The 22,755-nt window shown below is 70.2% G+C and carries 22 protein-coding genes; all 22 read right to left on the bottom strand.

All coding sequences use genetic code 11. The features are described from left to right. Nucleotides 1-30: 30 nt before the first annotated feature. The 22 genes from nuoL to paaA all read right to left on the bottom strand — a co-directional run bounded on the left by nuoL (nucleotide 31) and on the right by paaA (nucleotide 22,502). On the bottom strand, nucleotides 31-1,956 hold the full coding sequence (gene nuoL / locus V6V47_RS20825) for an NADH-quinone oxidoreductase subunit L (RefSeq protein ID WP_334629984.1): 1,926 nt from the start codon (nucleotides 1,954-1,956) through the stop codon (nucleotides 31-33). 12 nt (nucleotides 1,957-1,968) lie between these two features. Next, nucleotides 1,969-2,268 (bottom strand): NADH-quinone oxidoreductase subunit NuoK, encoded by a 300-nt coding sequence (gene nuoK / locus V6V47_RS20820; RefSeq protein WP_222954162.1) that lies wholly within the window; start codon nucleotides 2,266-2,268, stop codon nucleotides 1,969-1,971. After that, nucleotides 2,265-3,035, bottom strand: a complete 771-nt coding sequence (locus tag V6V47_RS20815; RefSeq protein WP_334629983.1) for an NADH-quinone oxidoreductase subunit J — start codon at nucleotides 3,033-3,035, stop codon at nucleotides 2,265-2,267. The genes nuoK and V6V47_RS20815 overlap by 4 nt, the downstream gene beginning before the upstream one ends. Beyond that, nucleotides 3,032-3,673, bottom strand: coding sequence for an NADH-quinone oxidoreductase subunit NuoI (gene nuoI, locus V6V47_RS20810; protein ID WP_334629982.1), 642 nt, complete (start codon nucleotides 3,671-3,673; stop codon nucleotides 3,032-3,034). The genes V6V47_RS20815 and nuoI overlap by 4 nt, the downstream gene beginning before the upstream one ends. A gap of 1 nt (nucleotide 3,674) precedes the next feature. After that, entirely contained in the window at nucleotides 3,675-5,027 is a 1,353-nt protein-coding gene (gene nuoH / locus V6V47_RS20805; protein WP_334629981.1) for an NADH-quinone oxidoreductase subunit NuoH, read from the bottom strand. Then, on the bottom strand, nucleotides 5,024-7,531 hold the full coding sequence (locus V6V47_RS20800) for an NADH-quinone oxidoreductase subunit G (protein WP_334629980.1): 2,508 nt from the start codon (nucleotides 7,529-7,531) through the stop codon (nucleotides 5,024-5,026). Before V6V47_RS20800 ends, nuoH begins: the two co-directional genes overlap by 4 nt. Further along, complete coding sequence (gene nuoF, locus V6V47_RS20795; RefSeq protein WP_334629979.1) at nucleotides 7,531-8,847, bottom strand: NADH-quinone oxidoreductase subunit NuoF; 1,317 nt, start codon at nucleotides 8,845-8,847, stop codon at nucleotides 7,531-7,533. Before nuoF ends, V6V47_RS20800 begins: the two co-directional genes overlap by 1 nt. Continuing rightward, nucleotides 8,844-10,019, bottom strand: coding sequence for an NADH-quinone oxidoreductase subunit NuoE (gene nuoE, locus V6V47_RS20790; RefSeq protein ID WP_334629978.1), 1,176 nt, complete (start codon nucleotides 10,017-10,019; stop codon nucleotides 8,844-8,846). Before nuoE ends, nuoF begins: the two co-directional genes overlap by 4 nt. Then, on the bottom strand, nucleotides 10,016-11,341 hold the full coding sequence (locus V6V47_RS20785) for an NADH-quinone oxidoreductase subunit D (protein ID WP_334629977.1): 1,326 nt from the start codon (nucleotides 11,339-11,341) through the stop codon (nucleotides 10,016-10,018). The genes nuoE and V6V47_RS20785 overlap by 4 nt, the downstream gene beginning before the upstream one ends. Further along, nucleotides 11,338-12,066: an NADH-quinone oxidoreductase subunit C gene (locus V6V47_RS20780; RefSeq protein ID WP_334629976.1), complete on the bottom strand. Its 729-nt coding sequence runs from the start codon at nucleotides 12,064-12,066 to the stop codon at nucleotides 11,338-11,340. Before V6V47_RS20780 ends, V6V47_RS20785 begins: the two co-directional genes overlap by 4 nt. After that, nucleotides 12,063-12,740, bottom strand: a complete 678-nt coding sequence (locus V6V47_RS20775) for a NuoB/complex I 20 kDa subunit family protein (RefSeq protein WP_334629975.1) — start codon at nucleotides 12,738-12,740, stop codon at nucleotides 12,063-12,065. The genes V6V47_RS20780 and V6V47_RS20775 overlap by 4 nt, the downstream gene beginning before the upstream one ends. Before the next feature lie 14 nt (nucleotides 12,741-12,754). Next, nucleotides 12,755-13,120 carry an NADH-quinone oxidoreductase subunit A gene (locus V6V47_RS20770; protein ID WP_334629974.1) on the bottom strand — a complete coding sequence of 122 codons (366 nt, stop codon included), beginning with the start codon at nucleotides 13,118-13,120 and terminating at the stop codon, nucleotides 12,755-12,757. A gap of 135 nt (nucleotides 13,121-13,255) precedes the next feature. Then, on the bottom strand, nucleotides 13,256-14,533 hold the full coding sequence (locus V6V47_RS20765) for a geranylgeranyl reductase family protein (protein WP_334629973.1): 1,278 nt from the start codon (nucleotides 14,531-14,533) through the stop codon (nucleotides 13,256-13,258). A 139-nt stretch (nucleotides 14,534-14,672) separates the two neighbouring features. After that, nucleotides 14,673-14,897: a hypothetical protein gene (locus V6V47_RS20760; RefSeq protein ID WP_334629972.1), complete on the bottom strand. Its 225-nt coding sequence runs from the start codon at nucleotides 14,895-14,897 to the stop codon at nucleotides 14,673-14,675. 73 nt (nucleotides 14,898-14,970) lie between these two features. After that, complete coding sequence (locus V6V47_RS20755; RefSeq protein WP_334629971.1) at nucleotides 14,971-15,681, bottom strand: demethylmenaquinone methyltransferase; 711 nt, start codon at nucleotides 15,679-15,681, stop codon at nucleotides 14,971-14,973. 111 nt (nucleotides 15,682-15,792) lie between these two features. Continuing rightward, a complete protein-coding gene (locus V6V47_RS20750) occupies nucleotides 15,793-16,986 on the bottom strand; it encodes an LPXTG cell wall anchor domain-containing protein (protein WP_334629970.1) in 1,194 nt (397 codons plus the stop codon). Nucleotides 16,987-17,351: 365 nt separating this feature from the next. Next, the gene (gene mqnC, locus V6V47_RS20745) at nucleotides 17,352-18,542 is read right to left on the bottom strand and encodes a cyclic dehypoxanthinyl futalosine synthase (protein WP_334629969.1); all 1,191 of its coding nucleotides are present in this window, start codon (nucleotides 18,540-18,542) and stop codon (nucleotides 17,352-17,354) included. Nucleotides 18,543-18,772: 230 nt separating this feature from the next. After that, nucleotides 18,773-19,882 (bottom strand): 1,2-phenylacetyl-CoA epoxidase subunit PaaE, encoded by a 1,110-nt coding sequence (paaE, locus tag V6V47_RS20740; protein WP_334629968.1) that lies wholly within the window; start codon nucleotides 19,880-19,882, stop codon nucleotides 18,773-18,775. After that, nucleotides 19,879-20,355 carry a 1,2-phenylacetyl-CoA epoxidase subunit PaaD gene (paaD, locus tag V6V47_RS20735; protein WP_334629967.1) on the bottom strand — a complete coding sequence of 159 codons (477 nt, stop codon included), beginning with the start codon at nucleotides 20,353-20,355 and terminating at the stop codon, nucleotides 19,879-19,881. Before paaD ends, paaE begins: the two co-directional genes overlap by 4 nt. Then, nucleotides 20,352-21,077: a 1,2-phenylacetyl-CoA epoxidase subunit PaaC gene (gene paaC / locus V6V47_RS20730; RefSeq protein WP_334629966.1), complete on the bottom strand. Its 726-nt coding sequence runs from the start codon at nucleotides 21,075-21,077 to the stop codon at nucleotides 20,352-20,354. Before paaC ends, paaD begins: the two co-directional genes overlap by 4 nt. Nucleotides 21,078-21,153: 76 nt before the next feature. Continuing rightward, a complete protein-coding gene (gene paaB / locus V6V47_RS20725; RefSeq protein ID WP_334629965.1) occupies nucleotides 21,154-21,438 on the bottom strand; it encodes a 1,2-phenylacetyl-CoA epoxidase subunit PaaB in 285 nt (94 codons plus the stop codon). Then, nucleotides 21,435-22,502, bottom strand: a complete 1,068-nt coding sequence (paaA, locus tag V6V47_RS20720; protein WP_334629964.1) for a 1,2-phenylacetyl-CoA epoxidase subunit PaaA — start codon at nucleotides 22,500-22,502, stop codon at nucleotides 21,435-21,437. The genes paaB and paaA overlap by 4 nt, the downstream gene beginning before the upstream one ends. Between the last annotated feature and the right edge of the window lie 253 nt (nucleotides 22,503-22,755).

The raw sequence follows: 22,755 nt of genomic DNA, 5'->3' as shown, positions 1-22,755 counted from the left end.
CGCCGGCGGGGGCGGGCGTATTGAGGTCGATCACGCCAACCACCCCGCCTGCACCGCCAGGAAAGCCGCCATCACCAGCAGCGCACCGGCCAGGATCGAGGTGGCGTACGAGCGGACAAAGCCGGTCTGCATCCGGCGGAGGCGACCCGAGCCCCCGCCGACCGCGGCGGCGAGCCCGTTGACGAGCCCGTCGATGCCCCGGTTGTCGAGGTACACCAGCGCCCGGGTGAGGAAGATGCCCGGCTTCTCGAAGACGGCCTCGTTCACCGCGTCGGTGTAGAGGTTGCGCCGAGCGGCGGTGACCAGCACCCCGGCCGGCTGCGGCGCGGTGGCCGTGCCGGCCCGGAACAGGAACCAGGCGAGCCCGGCACCGAGCACGGTGACCAGCAGCGACAGGATGGTGATCACGGTGTGCGAGAGGACCGCCGCGTGCTCCGCGTGCTCGCCGCCCAGCCCGGCGGTCTCCGTCAGCCAGTCCGGAACGGACGTGGCGAGCAGGAAGCCGGCGCCGACCGACCCGACCGCCAGCAGGATCAGCGGGATGGTCATCAGCTTCGGCGACTCGTGCGGGTGCTCGATGTCCTCGGTCCACCGCTGCGGCCCGTGGAACGTGAGCACGAACAGCCGCGTCATGTAGAACGCGGTGAGCCCGGCGCCGAGCAGTGCCGCACCGCCGAAGAGCCAGGCGGTCCAGTCCTCCCGCTCGAAGGCGGCCACGATGATCGGCTCCTTGGAGAAGAAGCCGGAGAAGGGGAACATGCCGATGATGGCCAGCCAGCCCATCATGAAGGTCAACCAGGTGATCTTCATGTACTTGGACAGCCCACCGAAGCGGCGGATGTCCACCTGGTCCTTCATTCCGTGCATGACCGAGCCGGCGCCCAGGAACATGTTGGCCTTGAAGAAGCCGTGCGCCAGCAGGTGCACGATGGCCAGCGCGTACGCCCCACCGCCCAGACCGACACCGACGAACATGTAGCCGATCTGGCTCACCGTCGACCAGGCGAGCACCCGCTTGATGTCGTCCTTGGCCGCGCCGATGATGCAGCCGAGCAGCAGGGTGAGGGCACCGACGCTGACCACCACGAGCTGGAGCGTCGTGTTGGCGGAGAAGATCGGGTTGGATCGCGCGATGAGGTAGACGCCCGCGGTGACCATGGTCGCGGCGTGGATGAGCGCCGACACCGGGGTCGGACCCTCCATCGCGTCCGGCAGCCACGCCTGCAGCGGGAACTGGCCGGACTTGCCGGCCGCGCCGAGCAGCAGGAGCAGGCCGAGCACCAGCACCGTCGTGCCGGTCAGCGCGCCGACGCCGTTGAACACCTCGTCGTACTGGGTGGTGCCCAGGGTGGCGAACATGATGAAGATCGCGATGGCCAGGCCGGTGTCGCCGACCCGGTTCATCAGGAAGGCCTTCTTGCCGGCGGTGGCCGCGCTCGGCCGCTCGTACCAGAAGGAGATCAGCAGGTACGACGCCAGACCGACGCCCTCCCAACCGACGTAGAGCATCACGTAGTTGTTGCCGAGCACCAGCAGCAGCATGGCCGCGACGAACAGGTTGAAGTACGCGAAGAACCGGCGGCGGCCTGCGTCGTGCGCCATGTACTCGACCGCGTACAGGTGGATCAGGAAGCCCACCCCGGTGATCAGGAGTACGAAGACCGCGGCCAGGGGGTCGAACAGCAGGCCGAAGTCGACCCGGAGGTCACCGACCGCGATGAAGTCCCAGAGGCTCAGCTCGACCGACTTGTTCTCCAGGCCGCGGAGCTGGAAGAAGGAGGCCAGGCCGAGCACGAACGCGGCACCGATGGCCGCCACGCCCAGCCAGTGCCCCCAGCGGTCGGCCCGCCGACCGAGCAGCAGCAGGATCGCCGCGCTGAGCAGCGGGATCGCCACCAGCAGCCAGACGCCCCCGAGCAGCCCCGTGGCCTGGGCGTATTCCACAGTCTCTTCCACCGGTGGGCCCCTCTAGTACTTGAGCAGGTTGGCGTCGTCGACACTCGCGGAGCGTCGAGTCCGGAAGATGGACATGATGATCGCGAGCCCGACCACGACCTCGGCCGCCGCCACCACCATCACGAAGAACGCCATGATCTGACCGTTGAGGTCGCCGTTGATCCGGCTGAAGGTGACCAGGGTCAGGTTGGCCGCGTTGAGCATCAGCTCCACGCACATGAACAGCACGATCGCGTTGCGGCGGATGAGCACCCCGGCGGCGCCGATGGTGAACAGCACCGCGGCCAGCACCAGGTAGTAGTCGGGCGTCACTGGTCTGTCCCCTTCAGCGAGGTCTCCTGCGTGGTCATCTCGCGTACCGGCAGGATGGCCGGCGTGCTCCGATCGGTCAGCCGGCCGTCCGGCAGCCGCGCCGGGGTGGCAACCGAGGATGAGGTCGCGAAGACGCCGGGCCCCGGCTTGGGGCCGGGGTAGTTGCCCGGGGCGAAGCGGGCCCGCATCGTCGACGGCTGGTCGATCTTGTCCTGCTTACGCCGCTCGACGTGCGCGAGCACCATGGCGCCGACCGCTGCGGTGATCAGCAGGGCCGAGGTCAGCTCGAACGCGAAGACGTACTTGGTGAACAGCAGCCGGGCGATGCCCTGCACGTTGCCCTCCGCGTTGACCTGCTCCAGGCCGACCGCGGTGGTGCCCTCCGTCGCCCGGTAGATCGCGCCGCCGACCAGGCCGGCGAAGCCCAGCCCGAGCACGATCGCGGCGACCCGCTGGCCCCGCAGCGTCTCGATCAACGAGTCGGACGCGTCCCGGCCGACGAGCATCAGCACGAACAGGAAGAGCATCATGATCGCGCCGGTGTAGACGATGATCTGCACCATGCCGATGAACGGCCCGGCCTGCAGGACGTAGAACACGCCGAGGCAGAGCATCGTGAGCACCAGCCAGAGCGCCGAGTGCACCGCGTTGCGGGCGGCCACCATCCCGATCGCGCCGATCAGCGCGAGCGGCGCGAGGATCCAGAAGGTGACCTGCTCGCCGCCGGACACCCCGCCCGCCGCGGCCAGCACCGTGGACGTGGTCATGCTTCCTCTCCCTTGCCGGCCGCCGCGCGCTGGGCGGCCTGCTCGGCGCCCGGGAACGTCACGCCGGGGTGCGCCTCGACCTCGTGACGGCCCGGGCTCATCGGAGACGTCTCCGCACCGGCGGAGGTGCCCGGGTTGGTCAACGCGCCGACGTAGTAGTCCTTCTCGCTGTCGCCCAGCCGCATCGGGTGCGGCGGCTGCTCCATGCCCTCGAGCAGCGGCGCGAGCAACTGCTCCTTGGTGAAGATCAGGTCCTGCCGGTTGTCCCGGGCCAGCTCGTACTCGTTGCTCATCGTGAGCGACCGGGTCGGGCAGGCCTCGATGCACAGTCCGCAGAAGATGCACCGGGCGTAGTTGATCTGGTAGGTACTGGCGTACCGCTCACCTGGCGAGAAACGCTGAGTGTCGGTGTTGTCGCCACCCTCGACGTAGATCGCGTCCGCCGGGCAGGCCCAGGCGCACAGCTCACAGCCGATGCACTTCTCCAGCCCGTCCGGGTGCCGGTTGAGGATGTGCCGCCCGTGGTAGCGCGGCGCCGAAACCGGCGGCTTGAACGGGTAGTCGGTGGTGACGACCTTCCTGAACATGTGCGAGAAGGTGACCCCGAATCCCTTGAACGTTCCGGTGATCGCGCCCACGTCACACCTCCCTGGAGTCCGAGCCGGCAGCGATGTTGGCCGGCTCCCGCTCGGCGACCACGCGCGTGATGCGCGGGCTCGGTGGTACCTGAAGATCCATCGGTGGTACGGGGAAACTCCCGTGCGGTCGGCTGTCGACCTCTTCCTGTGGCGTCGGCTTCGGCTTCGGCCGGCGGTTGGGCCAGAGGAGCGTGCCGATCAGCAGCAAGCCGGCCGGGATGCCGACCGCGATCGCCTTGCCCTTCCAGTCCCAGCCCTCGATCGAGCGCAGGCCCGACAGGATCAGGATCCAGACCAGGTTGATCGGCAGCAGCACCTTCCAGCCGAAGCGCATGAACTGGTCGTAGCGCAGCCGGGGCAGCGTGCCCCGCAGCCACACGAAGACGAACACCAGCGCGATCACCTTGCCGAAGAACCAGAGCATCGGCCACCAACCGGAGTTGGCGCCCTCCCAGATGGTGATCGGCCAGGGTGCCCGCCAGCCACCGAGGAACAGCGTGGTGGTGACCGCGGACATGGTCACCATCGAGACGTACTCGCTGAGCATGAAGAGCGCGAACTTCAGCGAGCTGTACTCGGTCATGAAGCCGGCGACCAGCTCGGACTCGGCCTCGGGCAGGTCGAACGGCGCCCGGTTGGTCTCACCCACCGTGGAGATGAAGAAGATGATGAAGCTGGGCAGCAGCAGGATCGCGTACCAGCCCGGCGCGGGGATCTCGTAGCCGTTGATGGTCAGCCGGGTGGCGTCGCCCTGAGCGGCGACGATCCCGCTGGTGCTCATCGTGCCGGCGGTCATGAACACCGCCACGATGGAGAGCCCCATGGCGACCTCGTAGGAGATCATCTGGGCGCTCGACCGCAGGCCGCCGAGGAGCGGGTACGTCGAGCCGGAGGCCCACCCGCCGAGCACGATGCCGTAGATGCCCATCGAGGAGCAGGCCAGCAGCACCAGCACCGCCACCGGCACGTCGGTGACCTGCAGCGCCGTGTGGTGACCGAAGATGCTCACCATCGGGCCGAACGGCACGACCGACAGCGCGGTGACCGCGCAGATCACCGAGATCGTCGGCGCGAAGAAGTAGACGACCTTGTCGGCCGCCTTCGGCAGGATGTCCTCCTTGAAGGCCATCTTCAGACCGTCCGCGAGGGTCTGCAGCAGACCGAACGGGCCGACCTGGTTGGGGCCGGGCCGCACCTGCATGTAGCCCACCACGCGCCGCTCGAACCAGACGCCGAGCAGGGTGGCCAGCAGACCGAAGACGAACGCGAAGACGACCTTGATGAGGACCAGCCAGATCGGATCGTGGCCGAAGTCGGCCAGCGTCGGGTCCTGCGCCAGGTTTAGCGCGTTCACTGGTTACCCCCAGCGTTGAGGAGCGGACCCGGAAGACCCGCCTCGTCGGCCGCCACGCGTCCGGCCGGAACGGCCGCGCTCGGTGCGGGTACGGAGATCCGGACGACCGCGCCGGACGTCGCCCCGAGGCTGCGTCGGACGGTCGAGCCGGGTGAGTTGGTCGGCAGCCAGACCACGCCGTCCGGCATCTCGGTCAGCTCCGCCGGCAGGGTCAGCGCCCCCCGGTCGGTGCCCACCGTGACGGGGTCACCGTCGACGACACCGAGTGCCTCGGCGGTGCCCTTGCCCAGCCGGACCACCGGCGGGCGGGCGGTACCGGCGAGGTGTTCGTCGCCGTCGGTCAGGGAGCCCGAGTCGACGAGCTGATGCCAGGTGGCCAGCACGGCCTCCCCGGCGCCCGGGTGCGCCACCGTGGCCGGCGCCACCGACGGCGCGGACGGCCGCTGGGTGCGGGTCGCCGGCAGCGTGCCCAGCTCGCGACGCACGCTCGGCACGTCCGCCGTACCGAGGCGCACGTCGAGCAGCGCGGCCAGCGCGTCGAGCACCCGGCCGTCGGTCATCGCGGCCGTGTCCAGCACCGCCTCGAACGGACGCAGCCGGCCCTCCCAGTCCAGGAAGCTGCCGGCCTTCTCGACCACCGGGGCGACCGGCAGCACCACGTCGGCCCGCCGGGTCACCGCGCTGGCGCGCAGCTCCAGGCTGACCAGGAACGGCACCGCGTCCAGGGCGGTCTCGGCCAGTCGCGGGTCGGCCAGGTCGGCCGGGTCGACGCCGGCCACGACCAGCGCGCCGAGCTGCCCGTTGGCGGCCGCGGCCAGAATCTGGTCGGTGTCCCGACCGGCCTGGCTCGGGATCACCCCGGCCGGGATGTCCCACGCCTCGCCGAGCTCGGCCCGCGCGGCCGGCTCGGTGACCAGCCGGCCACCGGGGAGCAGGTTGGGCAGGCAGCCCGCGTCGACCGCGCCCCGGTCACCCGCGCGCCGCGGCACCCAGGCCAACTTCGCGCCGGTACGCCGGGCCACGTCCGCCGCGGCGGAGAGCCCACCCGGCACGGTGGCCAGCCGCTCGCCGACGATCAGGATCGCGCCCGGTGCGCTCAGCGCCTCGGCGACCGTGGCGTGCTCGGCGAGCACGCTGGCCTCCTCGCCCGGCACGACCCGGGCCAGCTTGGCACCGAGCTTCTCCAGGCCGCGGGTGGCGAACGGCGCCAGCGCGTACACCGTCAGGGTCTTCTTCAGGTACGCCTTGCGCAGCCGCAGGAAGAGGATCGGGCACTCCTCCTCCGGCTCGAGGCCGACCAGCACCACCGCCGGCGCGTTCTCCACGTCGGTGTAGGTGATGTCGGTGACCCCGGCGACCGAACTGGCCAGAAAGTCGGCCTCCTCGCGGGAGACCGGCCGGGCCCGGAAGTCGATGTCGTTGGTGTTCAGCGCGACCCGGGCGAACTTCGCGTACGCGTAGGCGTCCTCGACGGTCAGCCGACCGCCGGTGAGCACCGCCATGCCCTGCCCGCCCTCGCGAGCCGCGTGCAGCCCCTCGGCGGCCCGGGTGAGCGCCTCACTCCAGGACGCCTCGCGCAGCTCGCCGGTGTGCTCGTCGCGGACCAACGGGTTGGTCAGCCGGTCGGTGGCCCGGCTGTACTGGAAGCCCCACCGACCCTTGTCGCAGTTCCACTCCTCGTTCACCGCCGGCTCGTCGCCGGCCAGCCGGCGCTGGACCTTGCCGCGCCGCCAGTCGGTGCGCTGCGCGCAGCCGGCCGAGCAGTGCTCGCAGACGCTCGGGCTGGAGACCAGGTCGAACGGGCGGGCCCGGAACCGGTACTGCGCACCGGTCAGCGCGCCAACCGGGCAGATCTGCACGGTGTTGCCGGAGAAGTACGAGTTGAACGGCACGTCGCCCGCGTCACCGTCGGCGCCGTACGCGTCGTCCCGGTAGATGTTGATCTCCTCGGCGGACGACCGGCCCATCAGGTCGATGAACTTGTCGCCGGCGATCTCCTCGGAGAACCGGGTGCAGCGTTGGCAGAGCACGCAACGCTCGCGGTCCAGCAGCACCTGGCTGCTGATCGCCATCGGCTTCTCGTACTCCCGCTTGTGCTCGTGGAAGCGGGAGTCGGTACGGCCGGTGGACATCGCCTGGTTCTGCAGGGGGCACTCGCCGCCCTTGTCACACATCGGGCAGTCCAGCGGGTGATTGAGCAGGAGGAGCTCCATCACCCCCTCCTGCGCCTTCTTGGCCACCGGGGAGGTGATCTGGGTACGGACCACCATGCCGTCGGCGACGGTCTGCGTGCAGGAGGCGACCGGCTTGCGCTGGCCCTCCACCTCGACCAGACACTGCCGGCACGCCCCGGCCGGAGCCAGCAGCGGGTGGTCGCAGAAGCGGGGGATCTCGGTGCCCATCTGCTCGGCGACCCGGATCAGCAGCGTCCCCTTGGGGGCGGTGACCTCGACGCCGTCGATGGTGAGCGTGACAGTGTCGGTCTGCTTGGCTACATCCGTCATCAGTGAGCTCCTACGAGCTGCTTGTCCGACAGCTTCGGTGCGGTACGTCCCTCGATGTAGTCGAGGTAGTCCTGCTTGAAGTACTTCAGCGAGGAGGTCACCGAGCTGGTCGCGCCGTCACCCAGACCGCAGAACGAACGGCCGAGGATGTTGTCGCAGGTGTCCAGCAGGGTGTCCAGGTCCTCATGGGTGCCCTGGCCGGCGAGGATCCGCCGGTAGACCCGGACCATCCAGTAGTTGCCCTCCCGGCAGGGAGTGCACTTGCCGCACGACTCGTGGTGGTAGAACTCCAGCCACCGGTACGTCGCGTAGACCGGGCAGTCCTGGTCGGAGAAGATCTGGGTGGCCGTGGTGCCGAGGATCGACCCGGCCGCCGCCACCCCCTCGAAGTCCAGGGGCACGTCCAGGTGCTCGGCGGCGAGCAGCGGGGTCGACGAGCCGCCCGGCGTCCAGAACCGCAGGTTGTGCCCGGGCTGCATCCCGCCGGCCAGCTCCAGCAGCTCACGCAGGGTGACGCCCATCGAGCACTCGTACTGGCCCGGGTTGACGACCCGGCCGGAGAGCGAGTAGATCATCGGGCCGGAGGACTTCTCGGTGCCCATGGACTTCCACCAGTTGGCCCCGCCGAGCACGATCGGCGGCACGCTGGCGATGGTGCCGACGTTGTTCACCACCGTCGGGCTGGCGTACAGGCCGTGGGTGGCTGGGAACGGCGGCCGGAGCCGAGGTTGACCCCGGAACCCCTCCAGCGAGTCCAGCAGCGCCGTCTCCTCGCCGCAGATGTACGCCCCGGCGCCGGAGTGCACCACCAGCTCCAGGTCGTAGCCGCTGCGCAGGATGTTCCGGCCGAGGTAACCCTTGTCGTACGCCTCCTGGACCGCGTTGCGCAGCCGGCGCGCGGCGTGCACCGCCTCGCCCCGGATGTAGATGTAGGCGCGGCTGGCCCGGATGGCGTACGACGCGATGATGACGCCCTCGACCAGCGCGTGCGGGTCGTGGGTCATCAGCGGCAGGTCCTTGCAGGTGCCCGGCTCGCCCTCGTCCGCGTTGACCACCAGGTAGTGGGGCTTTCCGTCACCCTGCGGGATGAAGCCCCACTTGAGACCGGTGGGGAAGCCGGCGCCGCCACGGCCGCGCAGGCCGGAGTCCTTGATCAGTTGGATCAGGTCGTCCGGGTGGGCCTTGAGTGCCTTGCGCAGCGCGGCGTAGCCGTCGAGCTGCTCGTAGGTGCCGATCCGCCAGGCGTCCGGCGACAGCCAGCGCTTGGTCAGCACCGGCGTCAGCTTGGCCAGCGTCTCCGGCCGGGGAGTGGTCACTTCTGTGCCCCCGTTTCGCTCGCGTCCGCTGGTTCGGCGCCGTCGGCGTCCGTACCGGCCTTCGCATCCTTGAGGTTGCGCTGCTGGGACCCGGCCTCGTCGCCGGCCGGCTTGCCGTCACCGGCCACCGGGTTGGCCGCCACGCCGGCCGCCTCGGCCGCCTGCGCGTCACCGGCCGCCGGCGCGGTGCCGGGGGTCTCCGTGGGGACCTTGGTGCCGGGGGCGTCCGGCACCGCGGTGCTCGCGTCCGGCTGCCGGGTCTCCGCGGTACGCACCTGCGGCGACTTGTCGTCCGGAGCCTTGACGTCCCGCGTGGTGCTGCCGGTGGCCTCTGCCGGCTTCGCCGGCTCGGCGATCCCGGCCGCCCCCGTCGGTGCGGACGCTCCGTCGCCACCCTTGACCGGCGCCGCGCTGGCCTCGGCGGGCGCCGGCTTGGCGGCCTCCGCCTCCGCCTTCGCCTCGGCGGCGGCCTTGTCGGCTTCGGCCTTGCTGCGGATCGGGGTGTTCGGGTCGAAGCCCGGCACCGAGACGCCGTGCTGCTGCGCCAGCCGCAGCCCGCGCAGGGTTGCCTCGCCCGGCCCGCCGTCGGCGACCGCGCCATCCCGCTCGTCGGCGAAACCGGCGAGCTGCACCGCCATCTCCTTGAGGGTGCAGAGCCGCGCGCCCCGGGTCGGCATCGGCCGGCCACCGGCACGCAGCTCGTCGACCACCCCGACCGCGGTGGACGGGTCCACGCCGTCGAAGAAGTCGTAGTTGACGGTCATCACCGGGCCGTAGTCACAGGCCGCCAGGCACTCGGCGTGCTCCAGGGTGATCTTGCCGTCGGCGGTCGTCTCGTCGTGCCCGACGCCCAGGTGCTCGGCGAGGGTCTCGTAGACCTGCTGGCCGCCCAGCACGTCGCACATCGTGTTGGTACAGACGCTGACCAGATAGTCGCCGGTCGGCTTGCGCTTGTACATGGTGTAGAAGGTCGCCACCGCGCCGACCTGGGCCTTGTTCAGCCCGAGCACCTCGGCGCAGAACGCGACACCGGCCGGGGAGACGTACCCCTCCTCGGCCTGCACCAGGTGCAGCAGCGGCAGCAGCGCCGAGCGGGACCGATCCGCCGGGTAGCGGGCGATGATCTCGCGCGCCCGCTCCCGGGTCGTCTCAGTGAAGGTCGTGGTCGTCATCTGTCACACCCACCCATCACGGGGTCCAGCGAAGCGCCGCCGGCGATCACGTCGGCGATCAGGCCGCCCTCGGCCATCGCCGGGAGGGCCTGGAGGTTGACGAAGCTCGGCTCCCGGTAGTGCACCCGGTACGGCCGGGTGCCACCGTCGGAGACCGCGTGCACGCCCAGCTCACCGCGGGGCGACTCGATGCCGACGTACACCTGACCGGGCGGAACCCGGAAACCCTCGGTGACCAGCTTGAAGTGGTGGATCAGCGACTCCATCGACTGACCCATGATCTTCGCGACGTGCTCCAGCGAGTTGCCCATGCCGTCGACACCGATGGCCAACTGGGCCGGCCAGGCGATCTTGCGGTCGGCCACCATCACCGGGCCCGGCTTGAGCCGGTCGAGCGCCTGCTCGACCAGCTTCATCGACTCCCGGATCTCGGCGAGCCGGACCTGGTAGCGGCCCCACACGTCACCGTCGGGGTGGGTCGGCACGTCGAACTCGTACGTCTCGTACCCGCAGTACGGCATGGTCTTGCGCAGGTCCCAGGCCAGCCCGGCGGAGCGCAGCACCGGCCCGGTGACGCCGAGCGCCAGGCAGCCGGTCACGTCCAGCACCGCGACGTTCTTCGTCCGCTCGGTCCAGATCGGCTGGCCGGACAGCAGGTCCTCGTACTCCTTGAGCTTCTTGGGCATCATCTTCAGGAAGTCGCGGATCTTGACGACCGCGGCGTCCGGCACGTCCTGCGCGACCCCGCCCGGCCGGATGTACGCGTGGTTCATCCGCAGGCCGGTGATGGTCTCGAAGATGTCGAGGATGTACTCCCGCTCGCGGAAGCCGTACAGCATGATCGAGATCGCACCCAGCTCCATGCCGGTGGTGGCCAGCCAGACCAGGTGCGAGGAGATCCGGTTGAGCTCCATCATCAGCACCCGGATGGTGGTGGCCCGCTCGGTGATGTCGTCGGTGATACCGAGCAGCTTCTCGACCGCCAGCGCGTACGCCGTCTCGTTGAACAGCGGGGCGAGGTAGTCCATCCGGGTCACGAAGGTCGAGCCCTGGACCCAGTTGCGGTATTCGAGGTTCTTCTCGATGCCGGTGTGCAGGTAGCCGATGACCGAGCGGGCCTCGCGGACCGTCTCGCCCTCCAGCTCGAGGATCAGCCGCAGCACGCCGTGCGTGGACGGGTGCTGCGGACCCATGTTGACGACGATCCGCTCGTCGTTGATCGGGTCGGTGCCCGAGACGACCGTGTCCCAGTCCCCACCGGTGACGGTGAAGACCCTGCCCTCGTCGGTCTCGCGCTCGGTCGCATAGTTCGACGTCGTCACTGGTACGACCTCCGCTTGTCCGGCGGCTGGATCTCCGCGCCCTTGTACTCGACGGGCACGCCGCCGAGCGGGTAGTCCTTGCGCTGCGGGTGGCCCTCCCAGTCGTCCGGCATGAGGATCCGGGTCAGGTTGGGGTGGCCGTCGAAGACGATGCCGAACATGTCGTACGCCTCCCGCTCCTGCCAGTCCGCCGTCGGATAGACAGCGGTGACGCTGGGCAGGTGCGGGCTCTCGACGGAGACAGCGCTCTCCAGCCGGAGCCGACGCCGGTAGGTCATCGAGGTGAGCTGGTAGACCACGTGCAGCCGACGCTCGTCGGCGCCGAGGTAGTCCACGCCGGACACCGAGGAGCACAGCTCGAAGCGCAGCGCCAGGTCGTCCCGCAGCACCTGGCAGACCTCGGCGATCCGCTCCGGGCGGACGTGCAGGGTCAGCTCGCCCCGGTCGACCACGACCTTCTCGATCGCGTCGCCGAAGGCCGGGTACGCCTCCTCCAGCGCGTCGCGGACCTCGTCGAAGTAGCCGCCGTACGGACGGGAGGCCTCCTCGATCGGCTCGCGCTGGCGGACCAGGCCGCCGTAGCCGGACACGTCGCCGGTGCCCTGGTTGCCGAACATTCCGCGGCCGGCGGGGCTGGCCGGCGGGTGCTCGGCCGGGGCACCGCTGGTGGCGCCGGCCGGCACGACCGGCAGCGGCACTCCACCGTCAGTGGGCTTGTCGCTCATTTGGGGCCGCCTTGCGGGTGGAGGTGGTTCTGCGCGTTCATCCAGTTCTCGATCCGCAGTTGCTCCTCGCGCCCCTCGCGGACCGCGCGGGTCCACTCGGCACGCCGGCTCTTGTCGCTGCGGTACGACGACGGCATGGAGCCGTACGGCACGACCGGGACGTCACCGCGCTCCGTGCGGGCCGCCAGCATCTTGCGGCCGGTCGGGCCCAGCGGCTCATACATGATCTTCTCGCGAAGCTTGAGGATCGCGTCGATCAGCATCTCCGGCCGGGGCGGGCAGCCCGGCAGGTACATGTCGACCGGCACCACGTGGTCGACGCCCTGCACGATCGCGTAGTTGTTGAACATGCCACCGCTGCTGGCGCAGACGCCCATCGAGAGCACCCAGCGGGGCTCGGCCATCTGGTCGTAGATCTGGCGGAGCACCGGCGCCATCTTCTGGCTCACCCGGCCGGCCACGATCATCAGGTCGGCCTGTCGGGGCGAGGCCCGGAAGACCTCCATGCCCCAGCGGCCCATGTCGTAGTGCGGACCACCGGCGGCCATCATCTCGATGGCGCAGCAGGCCAGGCCGAAGGTGGCGCCCCACACGGACGACTTCCGGGACCAGTTGACCAGCTTCTCCACCGAGGTGAGCAGGACGCCGGCGGGAAGCTTCTCCTCGATGCCCATCTGACGTTCCTTCCTCAGTCCCAGTCCAGGCCGCCGCGCCGCCACACGTAGGCGTACGCAACGAAGACCGCGACGATGAACAGGACCATCTCCACGAAGCCGAAGATCGGCAGAGCGTCGAACGTGACCGCCCAGGGGTAGAGGAAGATGATCTCGATGTCGAAGACGATGAAGAGCATCGCCGTCAGGTAGAACTTGATCGGGAACCGGCCACCGCCGACCGGCTGGGGGCTGGGCTCGATGCCGCACTCGTAAGCCTCGAGTTTGGCCTTGTTGTATCGATGGGGACCGGCGAAGCGGGCGGCGCCAACGGAGAACAGCGAGAACGCCGCGGCGAGGGCGAACAGCCCGATGATCGGTGCGTAAGGCGAGAGCGACATCGTTTTCTCCTGCTCGTCCTTCCCTGCCCTCGGTGCTTGACGAAAATCACACTATTCACGTCCCTCGCGGTGGCAGCCGGCGGGGGTCGATCTTTGTCCGCGTCAGGGCTGTGACCAGCACCGATGCGGTCTTGCTCAAGCGGCGGGCGCGACCTTCGTCATCGCATTGATGACCCGGTCCATCGCGTCCCCGCCACGCGGGTCGGTCAGGTTGGCCAGCAGCTTGAGGACGAAACGCATCAGCGTCGGGTGTGGCATACCGTGCTTCGTGGCGATCCGCATGATCTCCGGACGGCCGATCAGCTTCACGAAGATGCCGCCGAGCCGGTAGTAACCGCCGAGCCGAGCCTTCAACTCGTTCGGGTACGCCATCAGCGCGCGCTCCCGCTCCGGGCCGGCCGGCCGGGCGAGGGCCTGCACGGCGACCTCGGCAGCCAACTCGCCGGACTCCATGGCGTACGCGATGCCCTCACCGTTGAACGGGTTGACCATGCCGCCGGAGTCACCGACCAGCAGGACGCCCCGGGTGTAGTGCGGCACCCGGTTGAAGCCCATCGGCAGCGCGGCCCCGAGGATCGGGCCGTCGGCATTGGTCTCGTCGGTCATGCCCCAGTCGGCCGGGGTGTTCTCCAGCCAGTCGGTGAGCAGCCGGCGGTAGTTGGTCTTGCCGAACGCGGAGGACGAGTTGAGCACGCCGAGACCGACGTTGACCCGCCCGTCACCGAGCCCGAAGATCCAGCCGTACCCGGGCAGCAGGTTGTCGCCGCTGTCCTTGCTGCGCAGCTCCAGCCAGGACTCCAGGTAGTCGTCGTCGTGCTTGGCCGGTGAGTGGTAGTAGCGGCGGACGGCCACGCCGATCGGCCGGTCCTCCCGCTTGGTCAGGCCGAGGGCGAGCGGGAACCGACCGGAGACCCCGTCCGCGGCCACGACCAGCGGGGCGCGGAAAGTGGTCGGCTCCTTGTCCGGGCCCACCTCGGCCTCGACGCCGGTCACCCGGCCGTCACCGTCGAGCACCGGGCCCAGCACGTTGACGCTGGTCCGCAGCTTCGCGCCGGCGGCCACCGCCCGCTGGGCGAGCAGGTCGTCGAAGTCCAGCCGGGTTCGCACCAGGCCGTAGTTGGGGAAGCTGGCGAGCTCTGGCCAGTCCAACTCCAGGCGTACGCCGCCGCCGATCACCCGCAGGCCCTTGTTGTGCAGCCAGCCGGCCTCGGGTGAGGTGTCCACACCCATCCGCACGAGCTGGCGCACGGCGCGCGGGGTCAGCCCGTCGCCGCAGACCTTCTCGCGGGGAAACTCGGTCTTCTCCAACAACAGCACCCGTACGCCGTGCCGGGCCAAGTGGTACGCCGTCGCCGATCCACCGGGACCGGCGCCCACGACGATGACGTCGGCGTCGTGCTCCACCGCGGTCATCCGCGCCTCCTCCCGAACGCTCGTGAAATGCTTCACAAGCCAGACGGGACGAGTCTATGACCGGCGTCATACCTGCACAGGCTTAGGGGTGCCTAACTCGCAAGCGTGACAGGCGGTGACTGTCCACAGCAGGCAGGTGTCAGGCCGGACTTGGCGCGTCCAGGCCCGCATCGACTCGGATCGTCTCCGGCAGATGCTCACGCAGCGCACCACCGGCCGCCCGATCCAGCGCTGCCAACACCTCGGCGACCACCTGCCGGACCTCCGTCGGGTCGGCGCCGGCCAGCGCGCGCAACTGCGCGATGAGTTCGGCCGCGTCGTCGTCGGTGGCGGCCACCGGGTCCGCCGGGTGTGCTCCGGTCATGCCGACGAGCGTACGGGGGCAAAGTGGACCAAAGCCCAACATTCACGAAACGCGCGTGCGATCTGGCTCCGCGCTACTGGCGGATGCCCCGGTGCAGGGCGACCACGCCGCCGGTCAGGTTGCGCCACGCCACCCGGCCCCAGCCGGCCGCGCCGACCCGCCCGGCCAGCGCGGTCTGATCCGGCCAGGCCCGGATCGACTCGGCGAGATAGACGTACGCCTCGGGGTTGCTGGACACCGTGCGAGCCACCACCGGCAACGACCGCATCAGGTACGACAGGTAGACCGTCCGGAATGCCGGGTTGACCGGGGTGCTGAACTCGCAGACCACCAGCCGCCCGCCGGGCCGGGTCACCCGCGCCAACTCGCGCAGCGCCGCATCGGTGTCGTTCACGTTGCGCAGCGCGAAGGAGATGGTCACCGCGTCGAAGCTGGCGTCGGCGAACGGCAGCCGCAGCGCGTCCCCGGCCAGCAGGGGCACCGCCGGACGGGCCCGCTTACCGGCGTGCAGCATCCCCTGCGACAGGTCGGCGCCGACCGCGTACGCCCCGGACTGGGCCAGCTCCTGGGTCGAGACGCCGGTGCCCGCGCCCACGTCCAGCACGCGCTCGCCCGGCCGCAGCCCGAGCGCGGCCCGGGTGGCCCGACGCCAGAAACGGTCCTGGCCGAAGGAGAGGACGGTGTTGGTCAGGTCGTAGCGCTCCGCCACGCCATCGAACATCGCGGCGACCTCGTGCGGCTGCTTGTCCAGGCTGGCGCGCTGGCCCTGCGGGGTACGGCTCACCCCTCCACTCTGCCAGCCGCGCTCGGGCCGGTGGCCGCTGGGTCGCGCACGGCCCCTGCGTACGCGCAAGGGCGGGGTGGATGACCACCCCGCCCTCGTGTCGCGACTAGGTCAGTCGGTCGACTTCTCGTCGCCCGGTGCGACCAGGACGACCTTGCGCCGACGGGAGAGCACCAGCAGCGCGCCACCCGCGAGCAGGATCAGGCCGCCGATACCGCCGATCAGGCCGGCCTGCACACCGGTCACCGGCAGGCCGCCGCCACCGCCGCCCCCCGTACCCGGCGACCGGGTCGGGCTCGCCGACGCGGTCGGCGTGGGCGTCGGGGAGGGCTGCGCGGCTAGGTCGACGAAGACGTCGAAGATGGCCTGGTTGTCGAGCTCGTCGGTCTCGGTGAAGGTCTTCCGCTGGGCGGTGGTGGCCTGCTCGGGCTCCTCCTCGGGCCGACCGGCCGCGGCGTCCAGGCCCTGGGCGAACAGCTCGCCGATCCGCAGCACCGGCTCGGTGACGCCCGCTCCGACCTTCACCGTGACGTCCGCGGTGTAGTACTGACCGGGCTTGATCACCGCGCCGTCGTCCTCGCAGAACGCCTGGGCGACCCCGCCGAGGCTCTGCTCCTCGCAGGTGTCCGGCAGGGTGGCGAAGGTGACGCCGGCCGGGAGCGTGAGCGTGTAGGCCAGGCCGGTGGCCTTGCGGCTGCCGTCGTTGTAGACGGCCCAGTCCAGCGGTGCCGTCTCGCCCGGCCGGACCGGCTTGAGCTCGACGCCGTCGCTCTGGCCGCCGTTCACCACGACGTTCGAGTAGACGTCCTGCACCCAGCTCGTCAGGTCGTAGCCCGGCTTGCTGACGGTGATGTCGTGCTCGACGGTGTCGGGGGCGGAGTTGGCCGCGCTGATGGTGACCACCAGCGTGCCGGCCGCGCCGCGAGCACCATTGGAGAAGAGCGGGATGCCGAAGTCCTCGCTGGTGCCGCCGGCCAGGTCACCGAGCAGGCAGGTGAACGTCTTGCCGGTCACCTCGCAGCCGTCGGGCACCACGACCCCGACCTTCTTCTTCAGCTTGCTGGTGTCCACGGTGACCCGGACATCCTTGGCGGCGACCGTGCTCCGGGTGTTGTCGACCGTGAACTTGAACGGCTTCGCCTTGGCCGCCTTGACACCCTTGGCCAGCTCGGAGCTGATCGGCACGAGGGCCAGGTCAGCCTGGTCGGCGGCCTGAGCCGGGGCGGCCACGGTGGCCAGGCCACCGGCCGCGAGCAGGGCCACGGCGCCGACGCGGGCCAGGGCCGAGCGGTGGAACGCTGTCATCGGTCCCCCGGGGGGTAGGGAAGAGAGGAGTGGTTGCGCAACGAGCGGACGTTATCGGAGGTCGATCTTCCGCGCCAGCGCGCGAGACCGCTTTTCATCCGTCCGGTCTGGAGTGAGCAGACGGTACGGGCGGGATGGTCACCCATCCCGCCCGCCGTGTCGTGCGTTATGTGAACGACCCTCATGGGCCGATGGAGGACCTGATGGCCAGCGGTATGACGCGGGACGCTAGCCGTTGGCGATCAACTCCACCAGCCCGAAACGGGCACCTCGCCGGCACAGCGGCCGGGACCACCCGTACCGCCGAGGGTGGCCGGTCGGGCGCACGAGCCTCGGTCAGCCAAACGGCCGGACTTCGACCGTCGTCAGTTGACCTCGACCAGCGGAAGGGACCGGCCGGCGCCACCGCCGGGCAGCGCGATCGAGGAGAAGTGCGAGACCACCCGCTCGTCGGTCGGGTCGTCCGCAGGGGTGTGGTGCACCGTGAGCCGGTTGTAGAGGGTGTCGCGCTGCGCGGGGATCCGGTCCGCCGAGCGGATCATGCCGATCAGCTCGTGCAGGTTGGAGCGGTGCCGGGCACCGGCGGAGGAGATGACGTTCTCCTCCAGCATGATCGAGCCGAGGTCGTCCACGCCCATGTGCAGCGCGAGCTGCCCGACGTCCTTGCCGGTGGTCAGCCAGGACGCCTGCAGGTGCGGCACCGTCTCGAAGAAGAGCCGCGCCACCGCGACCAGCCGCAGGTACTCCAGCGTGGTCGCCTGGGTACGGCCCTTGAGGTGGTTGTTCTCCGGCTGGTAGGTCCACGGAATGAAGGACCGGAAGCCACGGGTGCGGTCCTGCACGTCGCGGATCATGCGCAGGTGCTCGATCCGCTCGGCGTGCGTCTCGCCGGTGCCCATCATCATCGTGGCGGTCGACTCGACGCCCTGCCGGTGGGCCAGCTCCATGACCTCCAGCCAGCGCTCACCCGACTCCTTGAGCGGAGCGATGGCCTTACGCGGCCGCGCGGGCAGCATCTCCGCGCCGGCGCCGGCGATCGAGTCCAGGCCGGCGACCTTGATCCGGGCGATGGCCTCGTCCAGGCTCACCCCGGACACCTTGGCCATGTGCAGGATCTCGCTCGGGCCGATCGAGTGGATGGCCAACTGCGGGTACGCCTGCTTGACCGAGGAGAACAGCTCCTCGTAGTACTCGACGCCGTAGTCCGGGTGGTGACCGCCCTGGAGCATCACCTGGGTCGCGCCCAGCTCGACCGCCTCGCCGCAACGGCGCAGGATCTCCTCGGTCGGGTGGGTCCAACCCTCGGCGTGCTTCGGCGCCCGGTAGAACGCGCAGAACTTGCACGCCGTCACGCAGACGTTGGTGTAGTTGATGTTGCGATCGATCAGGTACGTGACCACGTTGTCCGGGTAGCGCCGCCGGCGCACCGCGTCCGCCGCCTCACCCAACGCGTGGAAGGGCGCCTCGGTGTAGAGCAGCAGAGCCTCCTCGGGCGTGATGCGCCCGCCGTCCGCGCCCCGCTGCAGGATGTCGTCGATCTCCCGGCTCACCGTCACACCCCGAGCCTACGCCGGTCACGCGCCTCGGCCCTGAGGGGTGCTTAAGGCGGTGATTCGCTCCGCACACGGCTGGATCGCGCTGGAGGCAGCGCCGAACGGGGCCACCCCCATACCTTGCCGCGATCTTGCATTTGCTGTCGCGATACACGGGGCATTCCGTGCATATCGGCGACCGAAACTGCAAGATCGGGGCGGAGGGGTGGGTGGGTGGGTGGGTGGGTGGGTGGTCAGGCGTCGTAGTCGACCGTGAGCTTTTCGGTGGTCGGGCTGGACTGGCAGGTCAGCACGTAGCCGGCGGCCAGCTCGTCGGGCTCCAGCGCGTAGTTGCGGGCCATCGTGACCGCGCCGTCCACGACCTTCGCCTTGCAGGTCGAGCAGACCCCACCCTTGCAGGCGTACGGCAGCTCGCCGCGCACCTTCAGCGCGGCGTCCAGCACCCGCTCCTCGCGGCCCATCGTGAAGCTCGACGACCGGCCGTCCAGCAGAATGGTGACCTCGGCGCCGGCGCCCCCCTGCTCGGCGGGGCGGCGCACCGGCTCCGGCGGCGCGTCGACGTGGAACAGCTCGGTGTGCACCGCCGACTCGGCCAGACCGCGCGCGGTCAGCAGCTCACGGGCGTGGACCACCATCGTATACGGGCCGCAGAGGAACCACTCCTCGATGGCCTGGCCGGGCACGATGGTCTCCAGCAGGCGGCTCAGCCGCTCGCCGTCGATCCGCCCGGAGAGCAGCGGCGACTCGCCCTGCTCCCGGGAGAGCACGTGCACCAGGTGTAGCCGGGTGGGGTAGCGGTCCTTCAGGTCGGCCAGCTCCTCGGCGAACATGACCGTGTTCGCCGTGCGGTTGCCGTACACCAGGGTGAACGTGCTGGCCGGCTCGACGGCCAGGGCGGTCGCGACCAGCGCGAGCACCGGGGTGATGCCGGAGCCGGCGACGACCGCGCCGTAGTGCCGCACCCGGTCCGCCGCGAACGCCGTCGTGAAGGTGCCCAGCGGCGGCAACACCTCGACGGTGTCCCCGCCACGCAACGCGCCGCAGGCGAACGCCGAGAAGGCGCCGCCGGGGATCTCCCGCACGCCGATCCGCAGCCGACCACGCAGGGCCAGGTCGTCCGGTGTCGAGCAGATGGAGTACGACCGCCGCACCTCCGCGCCGTCCGCGTCGGCGCGACGCACCGTCAGGTGCTGGCCCGCGCGGAACGCGAAGGTCTCCCGCAGTTCCTCGGGGACGGCGAAGGTGACCGCCACGGCGTCGTCGGTGAGCCGGTCGACGGCGGCGACCGAGAGCGGGTGGAAGACCGGCCGGCGGCGAACCGGCCGCGTGATGGTGACTGTCACAGCGCCTTCAGGTTGTCGAAGGGTTCGGAGCAGGAGCGGCAGCGCCACAGCGCCTTGCACGCGGTGGAGCCGAACCGGCTGAGCTGCTCGGTCTCCGGGGAACCACATCGCGGGCAGCGGACCGAGAGGGTCAGCGCCACCACGCCCGGGGTCGACACCGGGGCCGGCGGGGCGATCCCGGCGGCGGCGAGCTTGGCCCGCCCACCCTCGGAGATCCAGTCCGTGCTCCACGGTGGGCTGTAGACCGTGCGGACCTCAGCGTCCGGGTGCCCGGCGGCGGTCAGCGCACGGCGGATGTCGGAGCGGATCACGTCCATGGCCGGGCAGCCCGTGTAGGTCGGGGTGATCGTCACGGTGACCCGGCCACTGCCCGGATCCTCCTCGACGGCGCGCAGAATGCCCAGCTCGTCGATGGTGATCACCCGGATCTCCGGGTCGACCACGCTCGCCGCGGCCGTCCTCGGGTCACTCACCACGAGGCCCCGGGGTGGGCGCGGTGCAGCACCTGCATCTCGGCGAGCAGGTACGACAGGTGCTCGGTGTGCACGCCGGCCCGTCCACCGGCCGGGGCCCAGCCGCTCTCCGGCAGGGTGAGGGTCGCCTCGGCCAGCACCGGACCGACGGTGGCGTCGAACGCCGGTCGCAGGGCCGCCGGGTCGACCGGCGCCGCCGGGTCCGCGGCGAACAGCTCGTGCGTGTACGGCCAGATCTGATCGACGGCCAGCTGCATCCGGCTGTGCGACTCCTCGGTGCCGTCGCCGAGCCGCTTCACCCACAGCGCGGCATGTTCCAGGTGGTACGCCGACTCCTTGCGCGCCTTGGCGCCGATCGCGGCCAGCCGCTCGTCCGAGCAGCCCGCCAGCGCGGTGTAGAGCGGCAGTTGGTACGCCGCCAGGAAGAACAGCTTCGCCATGGTCACCGCGAAGTCGCCGTTGGGCAGCTCGACCAGGTGGACGTTGCGGAACTGACGGTCGTCCCGCAGGTACGCCAACGCGTCCTCGTCGCGGCCGGCGCCCTCCAACTCGGCCGCGTACGACAGCAGCAGGCGCGCCGCGCCGAGCTGGTCGAGGGCGATGTTGGCCAGCGCGATGTCCTCCTCCATCTCCGGCGCGCGGGTGGTCCACTCGGCGAGCCGCTGCGCGGCGATCAACGCATCGTCACCGAGGGCGAGAGTGAAGTCGACGGGACCGTTCACGCCGCCACCTCGCTACGCTCGGCAGCGGCGCGAACCGCGCCGTTGCTGAGCTGGCTGGTTCGCTCGCTCCGCTCACTCACAGGTGGGCCACCCCGTCCGGCACCGCGTAGAAGGTGGGGTGCCGGTAGACCTTGTCGGCGGCCGGGTCGAAGAAGGAGTCCTTCTCGTCGGGGCTGGACGCGGTGATCGCGCCGGCCGGCACCACCCAGATCGACACGCCCTCCTGCCGGCGGGTGTAGAGGTCCCGGGCGTTGTGCAGGGCCAGCTCGGCGTCGGGGGCGTGCAGGCTGCCAACGTGGGTGTGCGACAGCCCGCGCCGCGCCCGCACGAAGACCTCCCACAGCGGGGTCTGCTCACTCATGCTGGCACCTTCTCCTTCTGTTCCACCCGCTTGGCGGCGTACGCCGTGGCGGCCTCCCGCACCCACGCGCCGTCGGCGTGTGCGGCCCGGCGGTGCGCCATCCGCTCCCGGTTGCACGGCCCGTCGCCGGAGATGACCCGCATCAGCTCGTCGTAGTCCGGCTGGGTGTAGTCGTACGACTGCCGCTTCTCGTTCCAGCGCAGGCCCTCATCGGGGATGCGCAGCCCGAGGATCTCGGCCTGCTGGACGCACATGTCCACGAAGCGCTGGCGCAGGTCGTCGTTCGAGAAGCGCTTGATCTTCCAGGCCATCGACTGGGTGGAGTGGGTGGAGTCGCCGTCCGGTGGGCCGAACATGGCCAGCGACGGGTACCACCAGCGGTCCAACGCGTCCTGGGCCATCGCCTGCTGCGCCGGGGTGCCGTGGGCAAGGGTGTGCAGGATCTCGTAGCCCTGGCGCTGGTGGAACGACTCCTCCTTGCAGACCCGGATCATCGCTCGCGCGTACGGGCCGTAGGAGCAGCGGCACAGCGGGACCTGGTTGACGATCGCGGCGCCGTCCACCAGCCAACCGATCGCGCCCACGTCGGCCCAGGTCAGGGTGGGGTAGTTGAAGATCGAGCTGTACTTCTGCCGCCCGTCGAGCAGCAGCCGGACCAACTCGTCCCGACTGATGCCCAGGGTCTCGGCAGCGGCGTAGAGGTAGAGGCCGTGGCCCGCCTCGTCCTGCACCTTGGCCAGCAGGATCGCCTTGCGCTTGAGCGACGGTGCCCGGCTGATCCAGTTGCCCTCCGGCTGCATGCCGATGATCTCGGAGTGGGCGTGCTGGGCGATCTGCCGGATCAGCGTCCGGCGGTACGCCTCCGGCATCCAGTCCCGCGGCTCGATCTTCTGCTCCGCGTCGACCACCTCGGTGAAGTAGGTCGCCAGGTCCTCGTCGGGAGCGGGGCCGTCACGTCGCTGCCGCGCGGCGGCCTCCCGAAGCGCCACCTCGGCAGCCTCGACCTCACCGAGCAGGCCGCCGCCGGGTGCGTCGTCCGGGGCGGAGAAGTCGTTGCCATACATGGGGACAAGTGTTACAGCTTGCGCCTCGATGCACCAGGGGGTGTAACAGGAAACCCGAGTCACCTTCCGTCACCACTGGGCGCTTCCTTGTCACGTACCGCAACCAGGGCATTTATGACTTGGCTCACTACCCAAAGACGAAACCTCCTAGAAGCCGCATACCGTCTCGATATCCCGCCTTCATTGACAGTTGCCAGGTGTCGGGTCCTGGCGGCCGACCAGTCCGGACGTAGACTTCCTGCGGACAACCGAT

The sequence above is a fragment of the Micromonospora sp. CPCC 205539 genome (assembly GCF_036906815.1).
Taxonomy (GTDB): Bacteria; Actinomycetota; Actinomycetes; order Mycobacteriales; family Micromonosporaceae; genus Micromonospora.
Note: the sequence above shows the minus strand (reverse complement) of the source record. Positions and strands in the feature narration are given on the sequence as shown.